This window comes from Bifidobacterium simiarum (assembly GCF_002802905.1).
GTDB lineage: Bacteria > Actinomycetota > Actinomycetes > Actinomycetales > Bifidobacteriaceae > Galliscardovia > Galliscardovia simiarum.
Window position 1 is genome coordinate 210,996 of the sequence record NZ_PEBK01000005.1, and the last position, 15,554, is coordinate 226,549.

The window sequence follows — 15,554 nt, forward strand, 5'->3', positions numbered from 1 at the left end:
GGAAGAGGAATCGGACATACCCTCATCGTAACGATACGAACGGCAGTTTCACGTCAAGATGGAAGTCGTTCCTCGCATCGTATCCGTATTCGCAGGTGCCTCCCGCCCGCTCGACCCGCTCGCGCAGACAGGGAAGGCCGTTGCCGCCGTGATTGCCGTGATCGCCGTCGGCATTGTCGACGACGGTCTGGGTCGGTCCGGCGGTTGTACCGAAACCGGTGGCATTGGAGAACAGGATGATCACGCCGTTCGCCGGCGACGCCGAGATCTCCAGGGAGACCCGTTGCTCCGGCGCGTGCCGGCGAGCGTTCGTCAGGCCCTCCTGCACCGCGCGGAAGGCGATCTTGGCGATATCCGGATTCAGGGAGCTCAGATCACGTACGTCGATCCATGTATCCAACGTCATGCCGGCCGACCGTGCTGCATCGATGACGTCGTACAGCGCCTCGCGGGTCAGCGCGGTCTCGTCCGACGGGGCGAGCATGATCCGCGCCTCCTGCGGATGACGGAGCATGTCGATGATGCTGTGCGCCTCATCCAGCGCTCCCGCAGCCTGACGACGAATCTGCGAGGCCCGTTCCGCCAAGGCACGGGCCTTCTCCGCATGGTCTGCGTCGGAGGCGGTGTCGGATGATTCCAGCGACGAGGCGAGATGAGAGGCCTGCGCTTGCATGGCGCTCGCGTTCACCGCGATCAGCGACAGACTGTGCGCCAGCGTGTCATGGGCCTCTGCCGCCACTGCGTCGGCGAACCGCTGGATCTGCAGATCGCTGGCCAGGGTGTCGGCGCGGGACCGTTCGGCGTGCACCTTGGCGTCCGCGGTCTGGGCGATGGCCCGTGTGCGCAGGTACAGGCCGGCGAGCACCGAGGCCGCCACCGATCCGAGTCCCCAGACCACGGCGATGATCACAATCGTGCGCATGGGGGAGAGCAGCCTTGCCGGCACATCGCCCACGCCGGTGTCATGTTCGGTGAACAGCATCTTCCACAATGACGAGCCCAGAGGCCGCAGCAGATCCTTGACGTATGAGGCGGCAAGGGCGGCGGAGGCAAGAGCCGTACCCACCGCGAGCCGGCGCCGGTCGGTATCCCTGGCGACCAGTGCGCTCAGTGAGCACAGCGCGGTCAGGGAACCGAGTGGCAGCAGCACGGCGGCGATGGCGTTGACCGTCAGCACGAGCATGGGGTTGCGGTCCCGGTGCAGCAGCAGGAACGGCAGGGCGCAGCCGGCGAACAAGGCGATTGCCGCCAGCAGAAACCCCGGCGCGTCCCCGATGTCGTCGGCCAGTGCCCCGGCGAACGAAGTGTGGGCCAGATTCGCCACGATGCCAAGAGCGATCAACACGACTGACCAGAGGCGTCGCGCCGGCAGCACGATGTCGCCGTCCCCGTCACGAACGGAGAGGATCGGCTTGGCGCGAGCCTCCGACTGGTTCGACGAAGACCCCGAGGCATGCGGATACGGAGGAATCTGGAACATGATGCTTCCGAGCATACGTGGAATCCTCGTCGCATGACATCGTCCGTTCGCGCAGCGTCCCCCGCCCGATCGGGAAATCCGACATGCCCATTCGTACAGTGTCGGTGGACATCGAGCATCAGTACGTTGAAATTACCAAGTCAAAACATGACCAAGTAATCGAAGAAGAGGGATTCATCATGACTGATTCCAACGGATACTCGCCGAATGGACAGATTCCGCCGCAGGCTCCGCAGCCGCAACAGCCGCAGCAGCCCGTGGCTGCGCCCTATCAGGCTCCTCAGGAGAACCGGCGTGGAGGAAAGCCGAAGAAGCCGTTCTGGAAGAAGTGGTGGTTCTGGCTGATCGTTGTGCTGATCGTCATCGGGGCAATAGCCGGCGGTTCTGGAAACGGTTCGGGGAACGATGGTTCTTCGCCGTCCTCTTCGCAGACATCGACCGCGACAAAGTCCGATACGGCCAAGCAGCAGCAGTCGGGCGGCACCTCCAAGACAACGGGGAAGACCGTTGAACTGCAGGCCACGGCGACCGGTGAGGGCACGGTGATGTGGTTCAAGAACGGCAGCAGCAATACCGAGGAGTTCAAGGGCCAGTGGTCGAAGACCTTCACGGGTGACGAAGCCAAGGAACTGACCGGTCTGAGCGTCACCGGTGACGTCATCAATGGAGGCAACGACCAGAAGATGACCTGCAAGGTCATCGTCAACGGTGAGCAGAAGGATGCGAAGGAGGCAACGGGAACTACCGGTTCCGCGTTTTGCACCGTGCCGCTGTACTAGTTGTCGATCCCGTTCGGGGCCACCCATGTTCCGTGAGCGAACGGGGTAGCCCCGTCGGGCTATGGTGGGGGACTATGGGAATCAAAGCGACGGAACAGCCACTGGGTAAGATCTTCACCTCGGACTACCGGTTCGTGGTGCCGGCATTCCAGCGGGCGTATACATGGCAGACGGAGAACATGCGCCAGCTGGTGGAGGATCTGCGCGATGCCTCGGCCAATCCGAAGACCCCCTATTTCCTTGGATCACTGATCCTCGTGCGGGATGAGGACAATCGGTTTCAGGTGATCGACGGCCAGCAGCGTCTGGTGTCGCTGACGATCATCATCGCCGTGCTGCGCGATCTGGAAGACGATGAGGATCTCGTCGAAAGTCTTGACGACCTGATCATGGAGCATGGCGACAAGCTGCGCGGCATCAAGGCCGAACCCCGACTCCGTCTGCGGGACCGAGACGCCGAATTCTTCCGTGACAACATTCAGGCGGGCGTCGAGGCCGTGCTCGATCTGCGTGAGGCGGATCTCGCCACCAGCGCCCAGTGGAACATCAAGCTCAACACCAAGCAGGCGTACGACATGCTCGCCGACATGGAGGTCGAGGATCGTCGCCGGTTCGCCTCGTATCTGGTCAATCAGGTCACTCTGGTGATGGTGATCACTGATGATCTGGCCGGTGCCCACCGCATCTTCGACGTGATGAACATGCGCGGCGTGCCTCTCACCGCCTCCGATGTGTTCAAGGCCAAGGCGGTGGCCTCGCTGTCCAGCGCCTCACGCGACGCCTACGCCTCCCGATGGGACGACATCGTCGAACCGTTGGGCGACGATCCGCAGAAGACGGAGCAGTTCTTCCGCAGCCTGTACATGATCGTCACCTACAAGGCCGAATGCGGGCAGCTCATCACCGATTTCCAGAGCGACGTGCTCAAGTCCCGCCTGCAGGGCAGCGATGAGGTCATCGAATTCATCGACAAGGTGCTCGCCCCCTACGCCAATGCATGGCGCATGGTCGAGCGGCCGACGGAAAGCAGGCTGCCCGATGACGTCGTCGGCCGGCTCGTCGCACTCAACGACTATCCCGCCGACGACTGGAAGCCCGTGGCCATGTGGGCGCTGGCCCATTCCATCCGCAACCTCGGTGCGCTCGGCCCTGCGGCGTTCACCGGCGGCGGAGCGCATTCCCACGCACGCGGTTCGAAAGCGGACGAGACGCTCGACCTGCATGACCTCGACCGCCTCAACGGTGTGCTCGGCGCCCTGGAACGGGTCAGCGGCATCGACATGCTGAACCATCAGACGACGCTCTATCGTCGCACCCGCTTCGCCAGCGCCATCCGCGATCTCGACAAGCGACGCACATTGCAACAGATCCGCTGGTTCAACATCAGCGACGACGAACGCCGCAGGGCCCTGGCCCACCTGCGCGGCGAACTGCCGCTCAACGACGCGGTGCGACGTCTGTTGCTGATCCGCGCGAACGAGCAGCAGGACGGCGGCCGCATCACCCGCCCGCGAAGCCTGAGGGTGCTGCGACTCGTCCCGGAACATATCGGCAAGAACTCCTCGTTCGCCTCATGGCCGGAATCCGTACGCGACTACTGGGCGGAGCGCATCGGCAATCTCGTGCTCAGCCAGACCGGCGAAAAGCAGGTGGAACGGGTCGATGACTACGGCAAACGACGCGACCAGATGCTGACGCACGCCTCATCGAGGCGGTTCCCGCTCACCGCGCGTCTCGCCGACATCGCCGAACTGACTCCGAAGACCCTCGAATGGCGGCAGGACGAGACGGTCCGTCTGATCGCCGACTACTGGAACATCCGATACGACGCCGAGCACGTCGACCTGTCCCAGCTCAGCGAGGAACATCTCACCGAGGTCACCAGGATCCGCAAGCCCAGCTCCCGTCGCGTCACCATCGCCCAGGTGCTCGACGCTGGGCTGCTGGTCTCCGGGGAGACCTTCGAATGGGTGCGGCCGCGCAAGGGCGAACGCTGGGTCGCCACCATCACCGACGACGGCAAGATGCGCATGGAGGACGGCACCGAATACCCGTCCCCGACCGCGGCGGCCCGGGCGGTCGGCGGCAGCAGCGCCGGACTCAACGTGTGGAAGCGCACCTCGAACGGGCAGAAGCTCAGCGACATCTGGAAGACGTACCGTCTCAAGGAGAAGTAAGAGGAAAATCTCTCCGTCGCTCAGCCCCGGTCCCTTGCGCCGCTCCCGGTCTTCGTCCGCGTGAGGAACCGGGGAAGCCTCGCCGGCGTCTGGGCGAGCAGGGTGCCGAGGAAGATCAGCGCGCAGCCGAGATAGGCGCGCGGCGTCATCACCTCGCCGAGCAGCAGGGCGCCGCCGATCACCGAGAAGAACGATTCGAGCGACATGATCAGCGATGCGCGGGTCGGCGGCACCCACTGCTGACCCACCACCTGCAGCGTATAGGCGATGCCCACCGAACCGATGCCGGCATACACGACCGCGACCCACGCCTGCGAGGCGCCGGCCCAATCCACGTCGCCGCCGATCAGCGAGCAGACCCAGCTGATCACGGTGGTGGTGAGGAACTGGCCGAACGAGAGGATGATCGGATCAATGCCCGCGCCGAGCTCGTCAATGACGAGGATATGCACGGCGAACAGCAGGGCCGAGACCACCAGCAGACCGTCGGCCAGCGTCATCGAGCCGAATCCGTCGGTGATGCACAGGAAATAGAATCCGGCGATGGCGACCGCGACCGCCACCACGGTGAGCACGCCGATGCGCCGATGGAGGAACACGAACGCCAGCAGCGGCACGATCACGATATACAGGGCGGTGAGGAATCCGGCCCTGCCGGCGGACTTGCCATAGAGAATGCCGTACTGCTGGAAGGTGCTGGCCAGGAATAGCACGATGCCGCACAGCATGGCCACCAGCACCGTCTTCCTTGATTTCCTCGTGGACGTGGTCGCGGACTGCCCCGCGGAGACTGTCCGCTCACGGCCGTCCGGACCGGAACCGGAGGACGAACGACGATGCCTCACCAGCAGGATCGGCAGCAGGGACAGCGTGCCGAGTGTGAATCTCGTGGCGTTGAAGAAGAACGGCTTCATGCTGGTCATGCCGGAAACCTGCGAGACGAACGCAAACCCCCAGATCATGGCCGTCAGCACTAACGCGGCCATGCCGACGAGTTCCTGCCTATGCTCTGTGTTCATGGGACCAACAACGTAACGCACCCGTGTAACGGGAAGACGCGTGCTTCCATATTGCGAAAGGCCCCGGGCCGCGGACCATACGAGGTCGCGACCCGGGGCCTTTCGCCGGAACGTCGATTGGCGAAGTACCAAGCGCTAGTTGTCGGAGCTGCCGAAGATCGTCAGCAGGTTCACGAAGAAGTTGATGAAGTCAAGGTACAGGTTCAGCGCGCACAGGATCGAGACCCTGCGGATCATCACCTCGTCATGCGAGTACTGGGCGAACATCATGCGGGTGAACTGCGCGTCGTGGACGGTCAGTCCGGCGAAGATCAGCAGCGCGATCGCCGAGATCAGCATGGTCATGGCGCCGGTGGGTGCGACGAACATCATGATCACCTCGAACACGATCAGCACCAGCAGCGCAACCATAAGGATCGGACCGGCCTTGAGCATGTCGAGCTTCGTGGTCAGGCCGAACATCGTCAGGCACAGGAAGAACGCGGTCGACATGCCCAGCGCCATCACGATGCTGCCCAGCGAGTAGGTGACGAAGATCGTGCTCAGCGTGAACCCCATCAGCGCCGCATAGGCGTAGAACAGGACGCGGGCGGTGCCCGGATTCATGCTCATCACGCGCACGCCGAGGAAGATGGCCATGCCCACCTGCACGATGGTCAGTCCGATCCAGCCGATCATGCCGGTGGCCTGCAGATAGGCGAACAGCAGTCCGCTGGTCTGGGTGATGATGGCCACGACGGCGGTGACCAGCAGTCCCATGGTCATTTCGGCATACGCCTTGGTGGTGGAGACCCGCTTGGCCTTTTCGAAGGTGTCGCGCACGTAGACGGGCTGCGTGTCCATCACCGAGGCCTGACCATACTGCTGTCCGTACTGTGCCGGTCCGTATGATGCCTGACCGTATGGGGACTGTGCCTGACCGTACGGGGACTGCGGCTGTCCGTATCCCTGCGAGTAGGTGTTGCCGTACTGCTGGCCGTATGACGCCTGACCGTACGGCGTCTGCCCGTACTGATCGCCGTACTGTGGGTTCTGATAATACTGTGGATCCTGATAATACTGTGGGTTCTGATACTGCCCGTCGTTGGTATTTCGTCCGCCGGAATTCCTACCGGAACGCTGTCCGAATCCGAACGCCATCACAAGCTCCTTCATGATCGTGGCCTGCCGGGAACTTCGACATGCCTGACTTACTGCCGTCAACCGTATGGAAGGCAGCTTACGGAAACCTGAATCGTTATGCTCACAGGGGAAAGCGGTGGCGAGGATCGTGCAATCCGGGATCGGGGCCGACACCGCCATTAGGATGACAGAAGGAGACGGTCCGGCACGAACGGGCCGTAGGAGGACGGTCCCGCCGCAGTGACACGGATCATGGCTTCGGGGCCGATCATCATGACCACATGACCATCATCATGACCAAGGAGGATCGGAAGACCGATGGAATTCACCAGACTGAACAATGAGATCAAGATTCCCCGGATCGGACTGGGCGTGTTCCAGACCCCGAACGGCCTGCAGACCGAGAACGCGGTGCTGTGGGCGCTGGAGAACGGATACCGTCACATCGATACCGCGATGATCTACGGCAACGAGGCCTCGGTGGGCGCCGCGATCGCCAAGTCGGGCGTGAAGCGGAGGGACATCTTCGTCACCACGAAGCTGTGGAACGAGGACATCCGCCGACACCGAGCGAAGGAGGCCTTCGAGGAGAGCCTTGACCGTCTCGGCATGGACTACGTCGATCTGTACCTGATCCACTGGCCCGCCGACGGCTGGCAGGACGCCTGGGAGGCGATGGGCGAACTGTATACGGACCGTCGCGTGCGGGCCATCGGCGTGAGCAACTTCCAGATCCACCATCTCGAGGAGCTGGCGACGATCAGCGACATCACGCCGGCCGTCGACCAGATCGAATCCTCCCCGCAGTTCGGCAACGGCGAGGTCATCGAATACTGCCGCGCCCACGGCATCGCGGTCGAGGCATGGAGCCCGCTGGGCGGCACCGGCGGCACCCTGCTGTCCAATCCGGTGCTGACCGCGATCGGCGCGAAATACGGCAAGTCGGCGGCGCAGGTGGTGATCCGCTGGCACCTGCAGCGCGGCGTGATCGTCCTGCCGAAGTCCACGCACGAACAGCGCATCCACGAGAACATCGACGTGTTCGACTTCGAACTCTCCGACGAGGACATGGCCGCCGTCGACGCGCTGGAGACCGGTGTGCGCAACGGCAGCGACCCGGACCACTTCGACTTCTGATCCGCGGCTCCGGCCAGATGGCGGGCCGGCCGGCCCGGCGAGACCGTTGCGGACTCAGGCCTCGCCGGCGCCGATCTCGTTGTGGATCGCCTGCATTGTCGCCTCGATGCGGGAAAGCTCCTTCGCGCATTCCCGCAACGTGGCGACATGCCGTTCGCGGTCCGAGTCCTCCATGTCGTTCTTGTAGCGCAGACGGTGTTCGAGGCTGGCCCAGTAGTCCATCGCGATCGTGCGGAACTGCACCTCCACGGGGGTGGGATGCGGGCCGTCGGTGAGAAACACCGGCACCGAGTAGATCACATGGAGGCTGCGGTAGCCGTTCGGCTTGGGATGGGCGATGTAATCCTTGACCCGGATCACCTCGATGTCCGACTGTTCGGACAGCGTGTCCGCCACCTTGTACACGTCCTGCTCGTAGTTGCAGATCACGCGGATGCCGGCGATGTCGAACAGGTTCTCCCGCACCGACTCCACACTGAGCGGCAGACCGCGCTTGCGCAGCTTGCCGATGGTGGATCCGATGCTCTTCAGCCGGCACTCCATGTGATGGATCGGATTGTGCCGGTCCCGCAGCTGGAACTCGTCGTCGAGGTTTTCCAGCTTCGTGCTGATCTCCCGCATCGCGCCGGAGTACACCTGCTCGAGCTCGGCGTACTGCACGATCTGCGCGCCGTGGAAGGTTTCGGTACCCAATTCGGCGGAGACCTGCTCCATGCGGGAGCGGATCTCGGGGACGTTGAAACGCTGCTTGCGTTCGAGGATCATGAACGGCACTCCTTATCTCGGTCGCGTTGTCGGTCACCGTGGTCTGGCCTGACGGTCCGGTCCCGCCGCATTGGTCGGCGTACGGTGCCGATCCCCTGACGATTCCGGTCAATGCGCAATGGTACCAAGATCCGTCCGTGGCGGTCCGGCCCCGTCGCGGGGAGCGCGTCCGGCTAGGATGGTGACCTATGAACGAGGATATGATGACCGTCGAAGAACGCAACCCGATCCCCGCCTCCGCACTGACCGGCGAGCACGAGAATCTCAATCCCGGCCGCGGCAAGGGCGTGTACTACGTGCATACGCTCGGATGCCAGATGAACGTACATGACTCCGAACGCATCGCCGGCGTGCTCGACGCCGACGGCTACGTGGCCGCCACCGAGGAACAGGCGGCCGACAAGGACGTCGACCTGATCGTACTCAACACCTGCGCGGTGCGCGAGAACGCCGCCGAACGCATGTACGGCACGATCGGCCTGTGGGCGAACCTCAAGCGCATGCGCCCGAACCTGCAGATCGCCGTGGGCGGATGCATGGCCCAGCTCGACCGGGAGCGCATCGCCAAAAAGGCCCCATGGGTGTCCGCCGTGTTCGGCACTAAGAACATCGGCTCCCTGCCGAAGCTGCTCGACCAGAACCGCGTCAGCGGCAAGCCGCAGGTGAAGGTGCAGGAGAAACTCGACCTGTTCCCCAGCCAGCTGCCCACCGTGCGCGACTCCCGCGTCTCCTCGTGGGTGTCGATCTCCGTGGGATGCAACAACACCTGTACGTTCTGCATCGTGCCCACGACCCGCGGCAAGGAGCGCGACCGCCGTCCCGGCGACATCCTCGACGAGGTGCGCCGCTGCGTCGAAGGCGGGGCGAAGGAGGTCACGCTGCTGGGACAGAACGTGAACTCCTACGGCTACTCCATCGGCGACCGCATGGCCTTCTCCAAGCTGCTGCGCGCCTGCGGGCAGATCGAGGGGCTGGAACGCGTGCGCTTCACGTCGCCGCATCCCGCCGCGTTCACCGACGACGTGATCGCCGCCATGGCCGAGACCCCCAACGTGATGCACCAGCTGCACATGCCGCTGCAGTCCGGCTCGGACGACATTCTGCGGGCCATGCGCCGCTCCTACCGTTCCGCGAAGTTCCTAGACATCCTGCGCAAGGTGCGCGAGGCCATGCCCGACGCCCAGATCAGCACCGACATCATCGTCGGCTTCCCCGGCGAGACCGAGGAGGACTTCCAGCGCACGCTCGACGTGGTCGAGCAGGCGAGGTTCTCGTCGGCCTTCACGTTCATCTACTCGCCGAGGCCCGGCACCCCGGCGGCGAGTATGGAGCAGGTGCCGCACGACGTGGTCCAGCGCCGCTTCGAGCGGCTGGTCGCCCTGCAGGAGCGCATCACCGAGGAGAAGCTCGCGGAGTTCGAGGGGCGCGACGTCGAGGTGATGATCACCGGCACCCGCGGCAAGAAGGACGATGAGACGCACCGGGTCACCGGGCGCGAACGCACCGGCGTGCTCGTGCACATCGGCGTGCCCGAGGGCGAGCCGATGCCACAGGTCGGCGATTTCGTCACCGCCACCGTCACCCATGCGGGACGGCATAATCTCATCGCCGATCCGGATCCGAGAAAAGGGCAGACCTACCATGTCCGCCACTGAGACTTCCGTCACCGAGTCCGTCAAATCCGCCGGCCAGCGCGTCGTTTCGATCGTCGGCCCCACCGCCTCGGGCAAGACCTCGCTGGCCATCGCGCTCGCCAAGGCGTTGGAGGGCGAGGGCCAGCGGGCCGAGATCGTCAACGCCGATGCATACCAGATGTACCGCGGCATGGACATCGGCACCGCGAAGGCCACCGAGGAGGAGCGCTCGCAGGTGCCCCACCATCTGCTCGACGTGATCGAGCCGACCGAGACGATGACGGTGGCCCGGTTCCAGAAGCTGGTGCGCGACTGCATCGGCGAATTGCAGGGCAGGGGAGTGCGACCGATTCTGGTCGGCGGATCCGGCCTGTACGCCCGCGCGGCCATCGACGACATCTCGTTCCCCGGCACCGATCCCGAGGTGAGGGCCCGGCTGGAGCAGCGGGTGAAGGACGAGGGCGCCGGCGCGCTGTTCGCCGAACTGGAGCGGAAGGATCCCGAGGCCGCGGCCCGCATGGATCCGCACAATCCCCGCCGTACCGTGCGCGCGCTGGAGGTCATCGAGATCACCGGACGCCCGTATTCCGCCAGCCTGCCTCGGTACCGCTACGTCATCCCGTCCGTGCAGATCGGCCTCGATCTGCCGCGCGAGGAGCTGGACCGGCGCATCGCCATCCGCACGAAGCGGATGTTCGACGATGGCTTCGTGGACGAGGTGGAGCGTCTGCGTCCCCGTCTGGGCGTCACCGCGGCCCGCGCGCTGGGCTACCAGCAGGTCATCGATCTACTCGACGGGCTGACCGACCTCGACGAGGCGATGGCCGACGTCGCGCAGAAGACCCGCCGTCTGGCCCGCCGGCAGATGGGATGGTTCGGCAGGGATCCCCGCATCCACTGGCTCGAGGCGCTGAACCCCGGATTGCTGGACAGGGCGCGGGGCATCGTGCATCACGCCGATGCCGGCGACTACGATGCGATCGACGCCCACGCCGACGAGTACGTACAGCACCATCTGGGTGATATTGCCGCCTGAGTACCCGTCGTTGACCGGGAACGGTAAGGTAGTGCCTTGCTATGGCACAGAAATCATCGAAATCATCGTCGCGCCCGTCCTCGGGGCGCGCTTCGGGCGCACGGGGGAAGGGCGCGAAGGAATCGTCGAATCAGGACGATGCCGGACTGCTTCCCGAACTGGACACCGTATGGGGCCGGACCCTGACCTTCTTCGCCCTGATCGCTGGCGCGGTGCTGTTCTGCGCCAGCGAATGGTTCCGCGTCAGCGGACTGCTTGGCCGGGCCCTGCACGTCGTGGCCTCGAGCCTGCTGGGCATGATGAGCGTGATCCTGCCGGTGATTCTGCTGTATATCGCGATCCGGATGGTCAGCACCAACGTCCGGGCGTACGGCAATGCCCGTATGCTGACGGGACTGGGTCTGCTGGTGTGGTCGATCTGCTCGATCATCGACGCGGTGAAGCTGGGGGACTCCCAGGGATTCGACATGCAGGCGATCCAGAACGCCGGCGGCCTGCTGGGCTTTATCGTCGGATCCCCGCTTGCCTGGGGGCTGTCCGAGGCGTTCGCCATCGCGCTGTTCGTGCTGGTGGGGCTGCTGTCGTTGCTGCTGATCACCGGCGTGACGATGAACGACGTGTCCTCGTACGGTCATTCGCTGCATGAACGCATGGCGGAACGGGCCGAGGAGTCCCGATCGGAGGACTCCACGGACCGGCTGCCCAACGAGGTCCGTCTCGCGGACGGCGACGAGACCCTGACCTTCGCCGACGGCGTGCCCACGCATGACGGTGCCGATCAGGGACAGTCCGATTCCCGGCGTCCGTCGTTGCTCGAACGGATCTTCGGTCGACGTCGCGGGGGCGGTGACGCCGACGACGCCAGACTCGACCGGTACGCCGCCGACACCGCGTTCGACAAGGCCGCGTCCACGCACGGCGCCACCGCGGAGACCCCGCTGGTAGATCGCCGGCCGCGCACCGTGTCGTCCGCCGGGGGCCTGGGCGAGTACGGCCATGAGTCATCCGCCGGACAGCTTCCGGCCGTATCGGGATCGGTTCCCACGGCTTCCGGGACGGGCGGCTATCCCGACCCGTGGGCCAAGGCGCTTGACGCTCCCGCGGGCGGGAACGGCGCCCCCGCCGGTGCGAACGATGCCGACGGTGACGAGGAGCCGATTGCCTCGACGCGGCTGATGGACAATTCCGGCGCCTACGGCGTCGTGCCGAACGCGGGGGGAGCCTCTTCCCCCGCGGCTGCGGCCTCGGCACCCGTTGCGGCTTCGGTACCTGCTGCCGCTTCGGTCTCCGTCCCCGATCCCGAGTCGGGCGAATCGGCCGTCTACCATCTGCCGGATCTGGAACTGCTGGCGCACGGCAAGCCGCATGCGGCCCGCACGCCGGCCAACGACAAGGTGATCGCCGCGCTGCAATCCACGTTCCAGCAGTTCAAGGTGGACGCCAAGGTCGTCGGGTTCCTGCGGGGCCCATCGGTCACCCAGTACGAGGTCGAGCTCGGTCCGGGCGTCAAGGTGGAGAAGGTCACCAATCTGAGGCGCAACATCGCCTACGCGGTGGCCAGCTCCGACGTGCGCATCCTCTCGCCGATCCCGGGCAAGTCCGCCATCGGCATCGAGATCCCGAACGTCGACCGCGAGATCGTGCATCTGGGCGACGTACTGCGCTCCGACAAGGCCCGCAACGACCGCAATCCGATGCTCGCCGGCGTGGGCAAGGACGTCGAGGGCCATTTCGTCACCGCGGACCTCACCAAGATGCCGCATCTGCTGGTGGCCGGCGCCACCGGTTCCGGCAAGTCCAGCTTCATCAACTCGATGCTCACCTCCATCATCATGCGCGCCACCCCCGAGCAGGTGCGCCTGATCATGGTGGATCCCAAGCGCGTGGAGCTTTCCGCCTACGCGGGCATCCCTCATCTGCTCACGCCCATCATCACCGATCCGAAGAAGGCCGCGCAGGCCCTCGAATGGGTGGTCAAGGAGATGGACGCCCGATACGACGATCTGCAGTACTTCGGATTCCGCCACGTCAAGGACTTCAATGAGGCGGTGCGTGCCGGCAAGGTGCATGTGCCCGAGGGATCGAACCGCAAGGTCGCGCCCTACCCGTACCTGCTCGTGGTCGTCGACGAGATGGCCGATCTGATGATGGTCGCCAAGAACGACGTGGAAAGCTCGATCCAGCGCATCACCCAGCTGGCCCGTGCGGCCGGCGTGCATCTGGTCCTCGCCACGCAGCGACCCTCGGTCGACGTGGTCACCGGCCTGATCAAGGCCAACATCCCGTCCCGTCTGGCGTTCGCCACGTCGTCGGCCACCGATTCGAGGGTGATCCTCGACACCACGGGCGCGGAAAGCCTCATCGGCCAGGGCGATGCGCTGTTCCTGCCGATGGGCAGTGCCAAACCGCTGCGTGTGCAGGGATCGTGGGTCTCCGAATCCGAGATCCGCGCGGCCGTCGACTTCGTGCGCACCCAGCGCAAGCCCCGGTACCGCGAGGACATCGAGCAGATGGCCAAGGACGCCGACCAGAGCGCCGTCGAGCCCGACGAGGAGATCGGCGACGACATGGACGTGCTGCTGCAGGCCGCCGAACTCGTGGTCTCCTCGCAGTTCGGATCCACGTCGATGCTGCAGCGCAAGCTGCGCGTCGGCTTCGCCAAGGCCGGCCGGCTCATGGACCTGCTCGAATCACGCGGCGTGGTCGGGCCCTCGGAGGGCTCCAAGGCCCGTCAGGTGCTGGTGCAGCCGCAGGACCTGCCGCAGGTGCTGGCGTTCATCCAGGGCAAGACCGATGCGATACGTCCCGGCGATTCCGCACCGCAGGAGGCGGGGCAGTAGGGCCGGCGCAGGGTCTTCGAAGCATGGGGCGACCGCGTGCATGCCACATTGCGCATCATGCGGTCGGTGTCTATATTCGTTACGCGGTACGCTAGGTACGCGTGTCAAACAAGGAGTGACTGATGGCGGAAAAGAACAATCCGGATGAGCGTTCGAAGCCCTCGCTGCTGGAGGGATGGAACACCTCGGCCAATCTGGTGACCTATGCCCGCATCGTTCTGGTGGTGGTGTACATCGTGCTCACCGTCATGGCGGGGCCGAGCGGCAGGGACGATGTGACGCTGCGTTGGGCGTCCGCCGTGCTGTTCATCGTCGCCGCCAGCACCGACAAGGTGGATGGCTGGCTGGCCCGGCGCAACAACGAGGTCACCGAACTGGGCAAGCTCATGGATCCGATTGCCGACAAGTTGCTGATGTGCTCGGCGCTGATCCTGCTGTCGGCGTTCGGCGAGTTCACCTGGGCGTGGGCGATCACCGCGCTGTTCCTGATCCGCGAAATCGGCATCACGCTCATGCGTTTCTTCGTCATGGAGCGTCCGGGCGGCAAGGTGATCGCCGCCGCGTGGCCCGGCAAGCTCAAGACGGTGTTCCAGTCGATCGCACTGTCGATGTACATGCTGCCGGCGTGGACGCTCGGCCAGACCGTCGAGCACCCCGAATATCTGCCGGCCGCGGTGGTCAACGGCTACTATCTGGTGGCGTACGTGCTGCTGCTCGTGGCCCTCGTGCTGTGCCTGTACTCCGGCTTCGTCTACGTCAAGGGCACGTTCTTCCCCTCCCGCAAGGAGGCCTAGGATGATCGGGACCGACGCCCCCCGCCGTGCCGATAAGGATGGTTGTGCCGGCGAGGATGGTCGTGCCGACGACCGTCAGCAGATCAGGGATGGTCTGGCGGAAAGCGTGCTGGGGATCTGCCTCGACCGCCATTGGTTCATCGCCGCGTCGGAGTCCCTGACCGGTGGTCTGCTCGCCGATGCGTTCGTGCGCATTCCCGGCGCCTCCCGCGTGTTCCTCGGCTCGGCCGTCACCTACGACATCAACGCGAAGGCGGCGATCCTCGGCGTGGATGCCGCATTGCTTCGTCGCGAAGGCGCCGTGCATCCGCAGGTCGCCTGCCAGATGGCCGAGGCGACCGCCCGGCTGTACGACACACACGATGATCTTCGCCACCGTGTGGTGGGGCTGTCCACCACCGGCGTGGCCGGTCCCGGTCCCGATGGCGACAAGCCCGCCGGTCTGGTGTACGTGGGGATCTCCCTGCCCGAGGATCGTTCGTCCGAGGGGGATCCGATCGAGGAACACGACGCTGCCCGGACCACGCATGTCAGCGAACTGCATCTGCGCGGGGATCGCGAGACCGTGCGCAGGAACACCGTCGAGGCCGTGCTCCGGGAGCTGAGCGAACTGCTCGTCCGCTCGGATTCCCGGGTGTGAGCGGACGTCCGACGTAGCATCGGCGGGCCATGGTATCGCGGCATGCGGTGTGAGCTTCGTCACATTGTTGTCCGAAAGCGGAATAATCGCCGTGTCCTCCTGTTGGGAGACATAGAGAACGAGAAATCGAG

General features: G+C 64.9%; 12 protein-coding genes. 8 read left to right on the top strand and 4 right to left on the bottom strand.

The features are described from left to right. Positions 1-22: 22 nt before the first annotated feature. Positions 23-1,495: a sensor histidine kinase gene (locus CSQ87_RS06505; RefSeq protein WP_100513052.1), complete on the bottom strand. Its 1,473-nt coding sequence runs from the start codon at positions 1,493-1,495 to the stop codon at positions 23-25. Positions 1,496-1,563: 68 nt separating this feature from the next. On the opposite strand from CSQ87_RS06505, the gene CSQ87_RS11030 reads away from it, so the two are divergent. Beyond that, entirely contained in the window at positions 1,564-2,259 is a 696-nt protein-coding gene (locus tag CSQ87_RS11030; RefSeq protein ID WP_207761111.1) for a hypothetical protein, read from the top strand. 74 nt (positions 2,260-2,333) lie between these two features. Next, positions 2,334-4,436 (top strand): GmrSD restriction endonuclease domain-containing protein, encoded by a 2,103-nt coding sequence (locus tag CSQ87_RS06515; RefSeq protein WP_100513053.1) that lies wholly within the window; start codon positions 2,334-2,336, stop codon positions 4,434-4,436. 20 nt (positions 4,437-4,456) lie between these two features. Here the strand turns inward: CSQ87_RS06515 and CSQ87_RS06520 are convergent, their stop codons facing one another. Next, positions 4,457-5,422, bottom strand: a complete 966-nt coding sequence (locus tag CSQ87_RS06520; RefSeq protein WP_100513054.1) for a DMT family transporter — start codon at positions 5,420-5,422, stop codon at positions 4,457-4,459. Positions 5,423-5,590: 168 nt separating this feature from the next. Continuing rightward, positions 5,591-6,595: a Bax inhibitor-1/YccA family protein gene (locus CSQ87_RS06525; RefSeq protein WP_100513055.1), complete on the bottom strand. Its 1,005-nt coding sequence runs from the start codon at positions 6,593-6,595 to the stop codon at positions 5,591-5,593. A 300-nt stretch (positions 6,596-6,895) separates the two neighbouring features. Between CSQ87_RS06525 and CSQ87_RS06530 the strand changes: the two genes are divergently transcribed. Then, positions 6,896-7,714, top strand: coding sequence for an aldo/keto reductase (locus CSQ87_RS06530; RefSeq protein ID WP_100513056.1), 819 nt, complete (start codon positions 6,896-6,898; stop codon positions 7,712-7,714). A gap of 54 nt (positions 7,715-7,768) precedes the next feature. Here the strand turns inward: CSQ87_RS06530 and CSQ87_RS06535 are convergent, their stop codons facing one another. Continuing rightward, entirely contained in the window at positions 7,769-8,479 is a 711-nt protein-coding gene (locus CSQ87_RS06535) for a GTP pyrophosphokinase (RefSeq protein ID WP_100513057.1), read from the bottom strand. Between the two features lie 188 nt (positions 8,480-8,667). On the opposite strand from CSQ87_RS06535, the gene miaB reads away from it, so the two are divergent. The 5 genes from miaB to CSQ87_RS06560 all read left to right on the top strand — a co-directional run bounded on the left by miaB (position 8,668) and on the right by CSQ87_RS06560 (position 15,423). Then, positions 8,668-10,134: a tRNA (N6-isopentenyl adenosine(37)-C2)-methylthiotransferase MiaB gene (miaB, locus tag CSQ87_RS06540; RefSeq protein ID WP_100513058.1), complete on the top strand. Its 1,467-nt coding sequence runs from the start codon at positions 8,668-8,670 to the stop codon at positions 10,132-10,134. Further along, the gene (gene miaA / locus CSQ87_RS06545) at positions 10,121-11,149 is read left to right on the top strand and encodes a tRNA (adenosine(37)-N6)-dimethylallyltransferase MiaA (protein WP_100513059.1); all 1,029 of its coding nucleotides are present in this window, start codon (positions 10,121-10,123) and stop codon (positions 11,147-11,149) included. Before miaB ends, miaA begins: the two co-directional genes overlap by 14 nt. Positions 11,150-11,190: 41 nt before the next feature. Next, positions 11,191-13,989, top strand: a complete 2,799-nt coding sequence (locus tag CSQ87_RS06550) for a DNA translocase FtsK (RefSeq protein WP_100513060.1) — start codon at positions 11,191-11,193, stop codon at positions 13,987-13,989. Between the two features lie 122 nt (positions 13,990-14,111). Beyond that, positions 14,112-14,783, top strand: a complete 672-nt coding sequence (gene pgsA, locus CSQ87_RS06555; RefSeq protein WP_100513061.1) for a CDP-diacylglycerol--glycerol-3-phosphate 3-phosphatidyltransferase — start codon at positions 14,112-14,114, stop codon at positions 14,781-14,783. 1 nt (position 14,784) lies between these two features. Next, entirely contained in the window at positions 14,785-15,423 is a 639-nt protein-coding gene (locus CSQ87_RS06560; protein WP_100513062.1) for a CinA family protein, read from the top strand. The last annotated feature ends 131 nt before the right edge of the window (positions 15,424-15,554 follow it).

Excerpts from the sequence above, each read along its gene's own strand:
- CSQ87_RS06505 (WP_100513052.1), bottom strand. The coding sequence starts at position 1,495 with ATGCTCGGAAGCATCATGTTCCAGATTCCTCCGTATCCGCATGCCTCG.
- CSQ87_RS11030 (WP_207761111.1), top strand. The coding sequence starts at position 1,564 with ATGCCCATTCGTACAGTGTCGGTGGACATCGAGCATCAGTACGTTGAA.
- CSQ87_RS06515 (WP_100513053.1), top strand. The coding sequence starts at position 2,334 with ATGGGAATCAAAGCGACGGAACAGCCACTGGGTAAGATCTTCACCTCG.
- CSQ87_RS06520 (WP_100513054.1), bottom strand. The coding sequence starts at position 5,422 with ATGGCCGCGTTAGTGCTGACGGCCATGATCTGGGGGTTTGCGTTCGTC.
- CSQ87_RS06525 (WP_100513055.1), bottom strand. The coding sequence starts at position 6,595 with ATGGCGTTCGGATTCGGACAGCGTTCCGGTAGGAATTCCGGCGGACGA.
- CSQ87_RS06530 (WP_100513056.1), top strand. The coding sequence starts at position 6,896 with ATGGAATTCACCAGACTGAACAATGAGATCAAGATTCCCCGGATCGGA.
- CSQ87_RS06535 (WP_100513057.1), bottom strand. The coding sequence starts at position 8,479 with ATGATCCTCGAACGCAAGCAGCGTTTCAACGTCCCCGAGATCCGCTCC.
- miaB (WP_100513058.1), top strand. The coding sequence starts at position 8,668 with ATGAACGAGGATATGATGACCGTCGAAGAACGCAACCCGATCCCCGCC.
- miaA (WP_100513059.1), top strand. The coding sequence starts at position 10,121 with ATGTCCGCCACTGAGACTTCCGTCACCGAGTCCGTCAAATCCGCCGGC.
- CSQ87_RS06550 (WP_100513060.1), top strand. The coding sequence starts at position 11,191 with ATGGCACAGAAATCATCGAAATCATCGTCGCGCCCGTCCTCGGGGCGC.
- pgsA (WP_100513061.1), top strand. The coding sequence starts at position 14,112 with ATGGCGGAAAAGAACAATCCGGATGAGCGTTCGAAGCCCTCGCTGCTG.
- CSQ87_RS06560 (WP_100513062.1), top strand. The coding sequence starts at position 14,785 with ATGATCGGGACCGACGCCCCCCGCCGTGCCGATAAGGATGGTTGTGCC.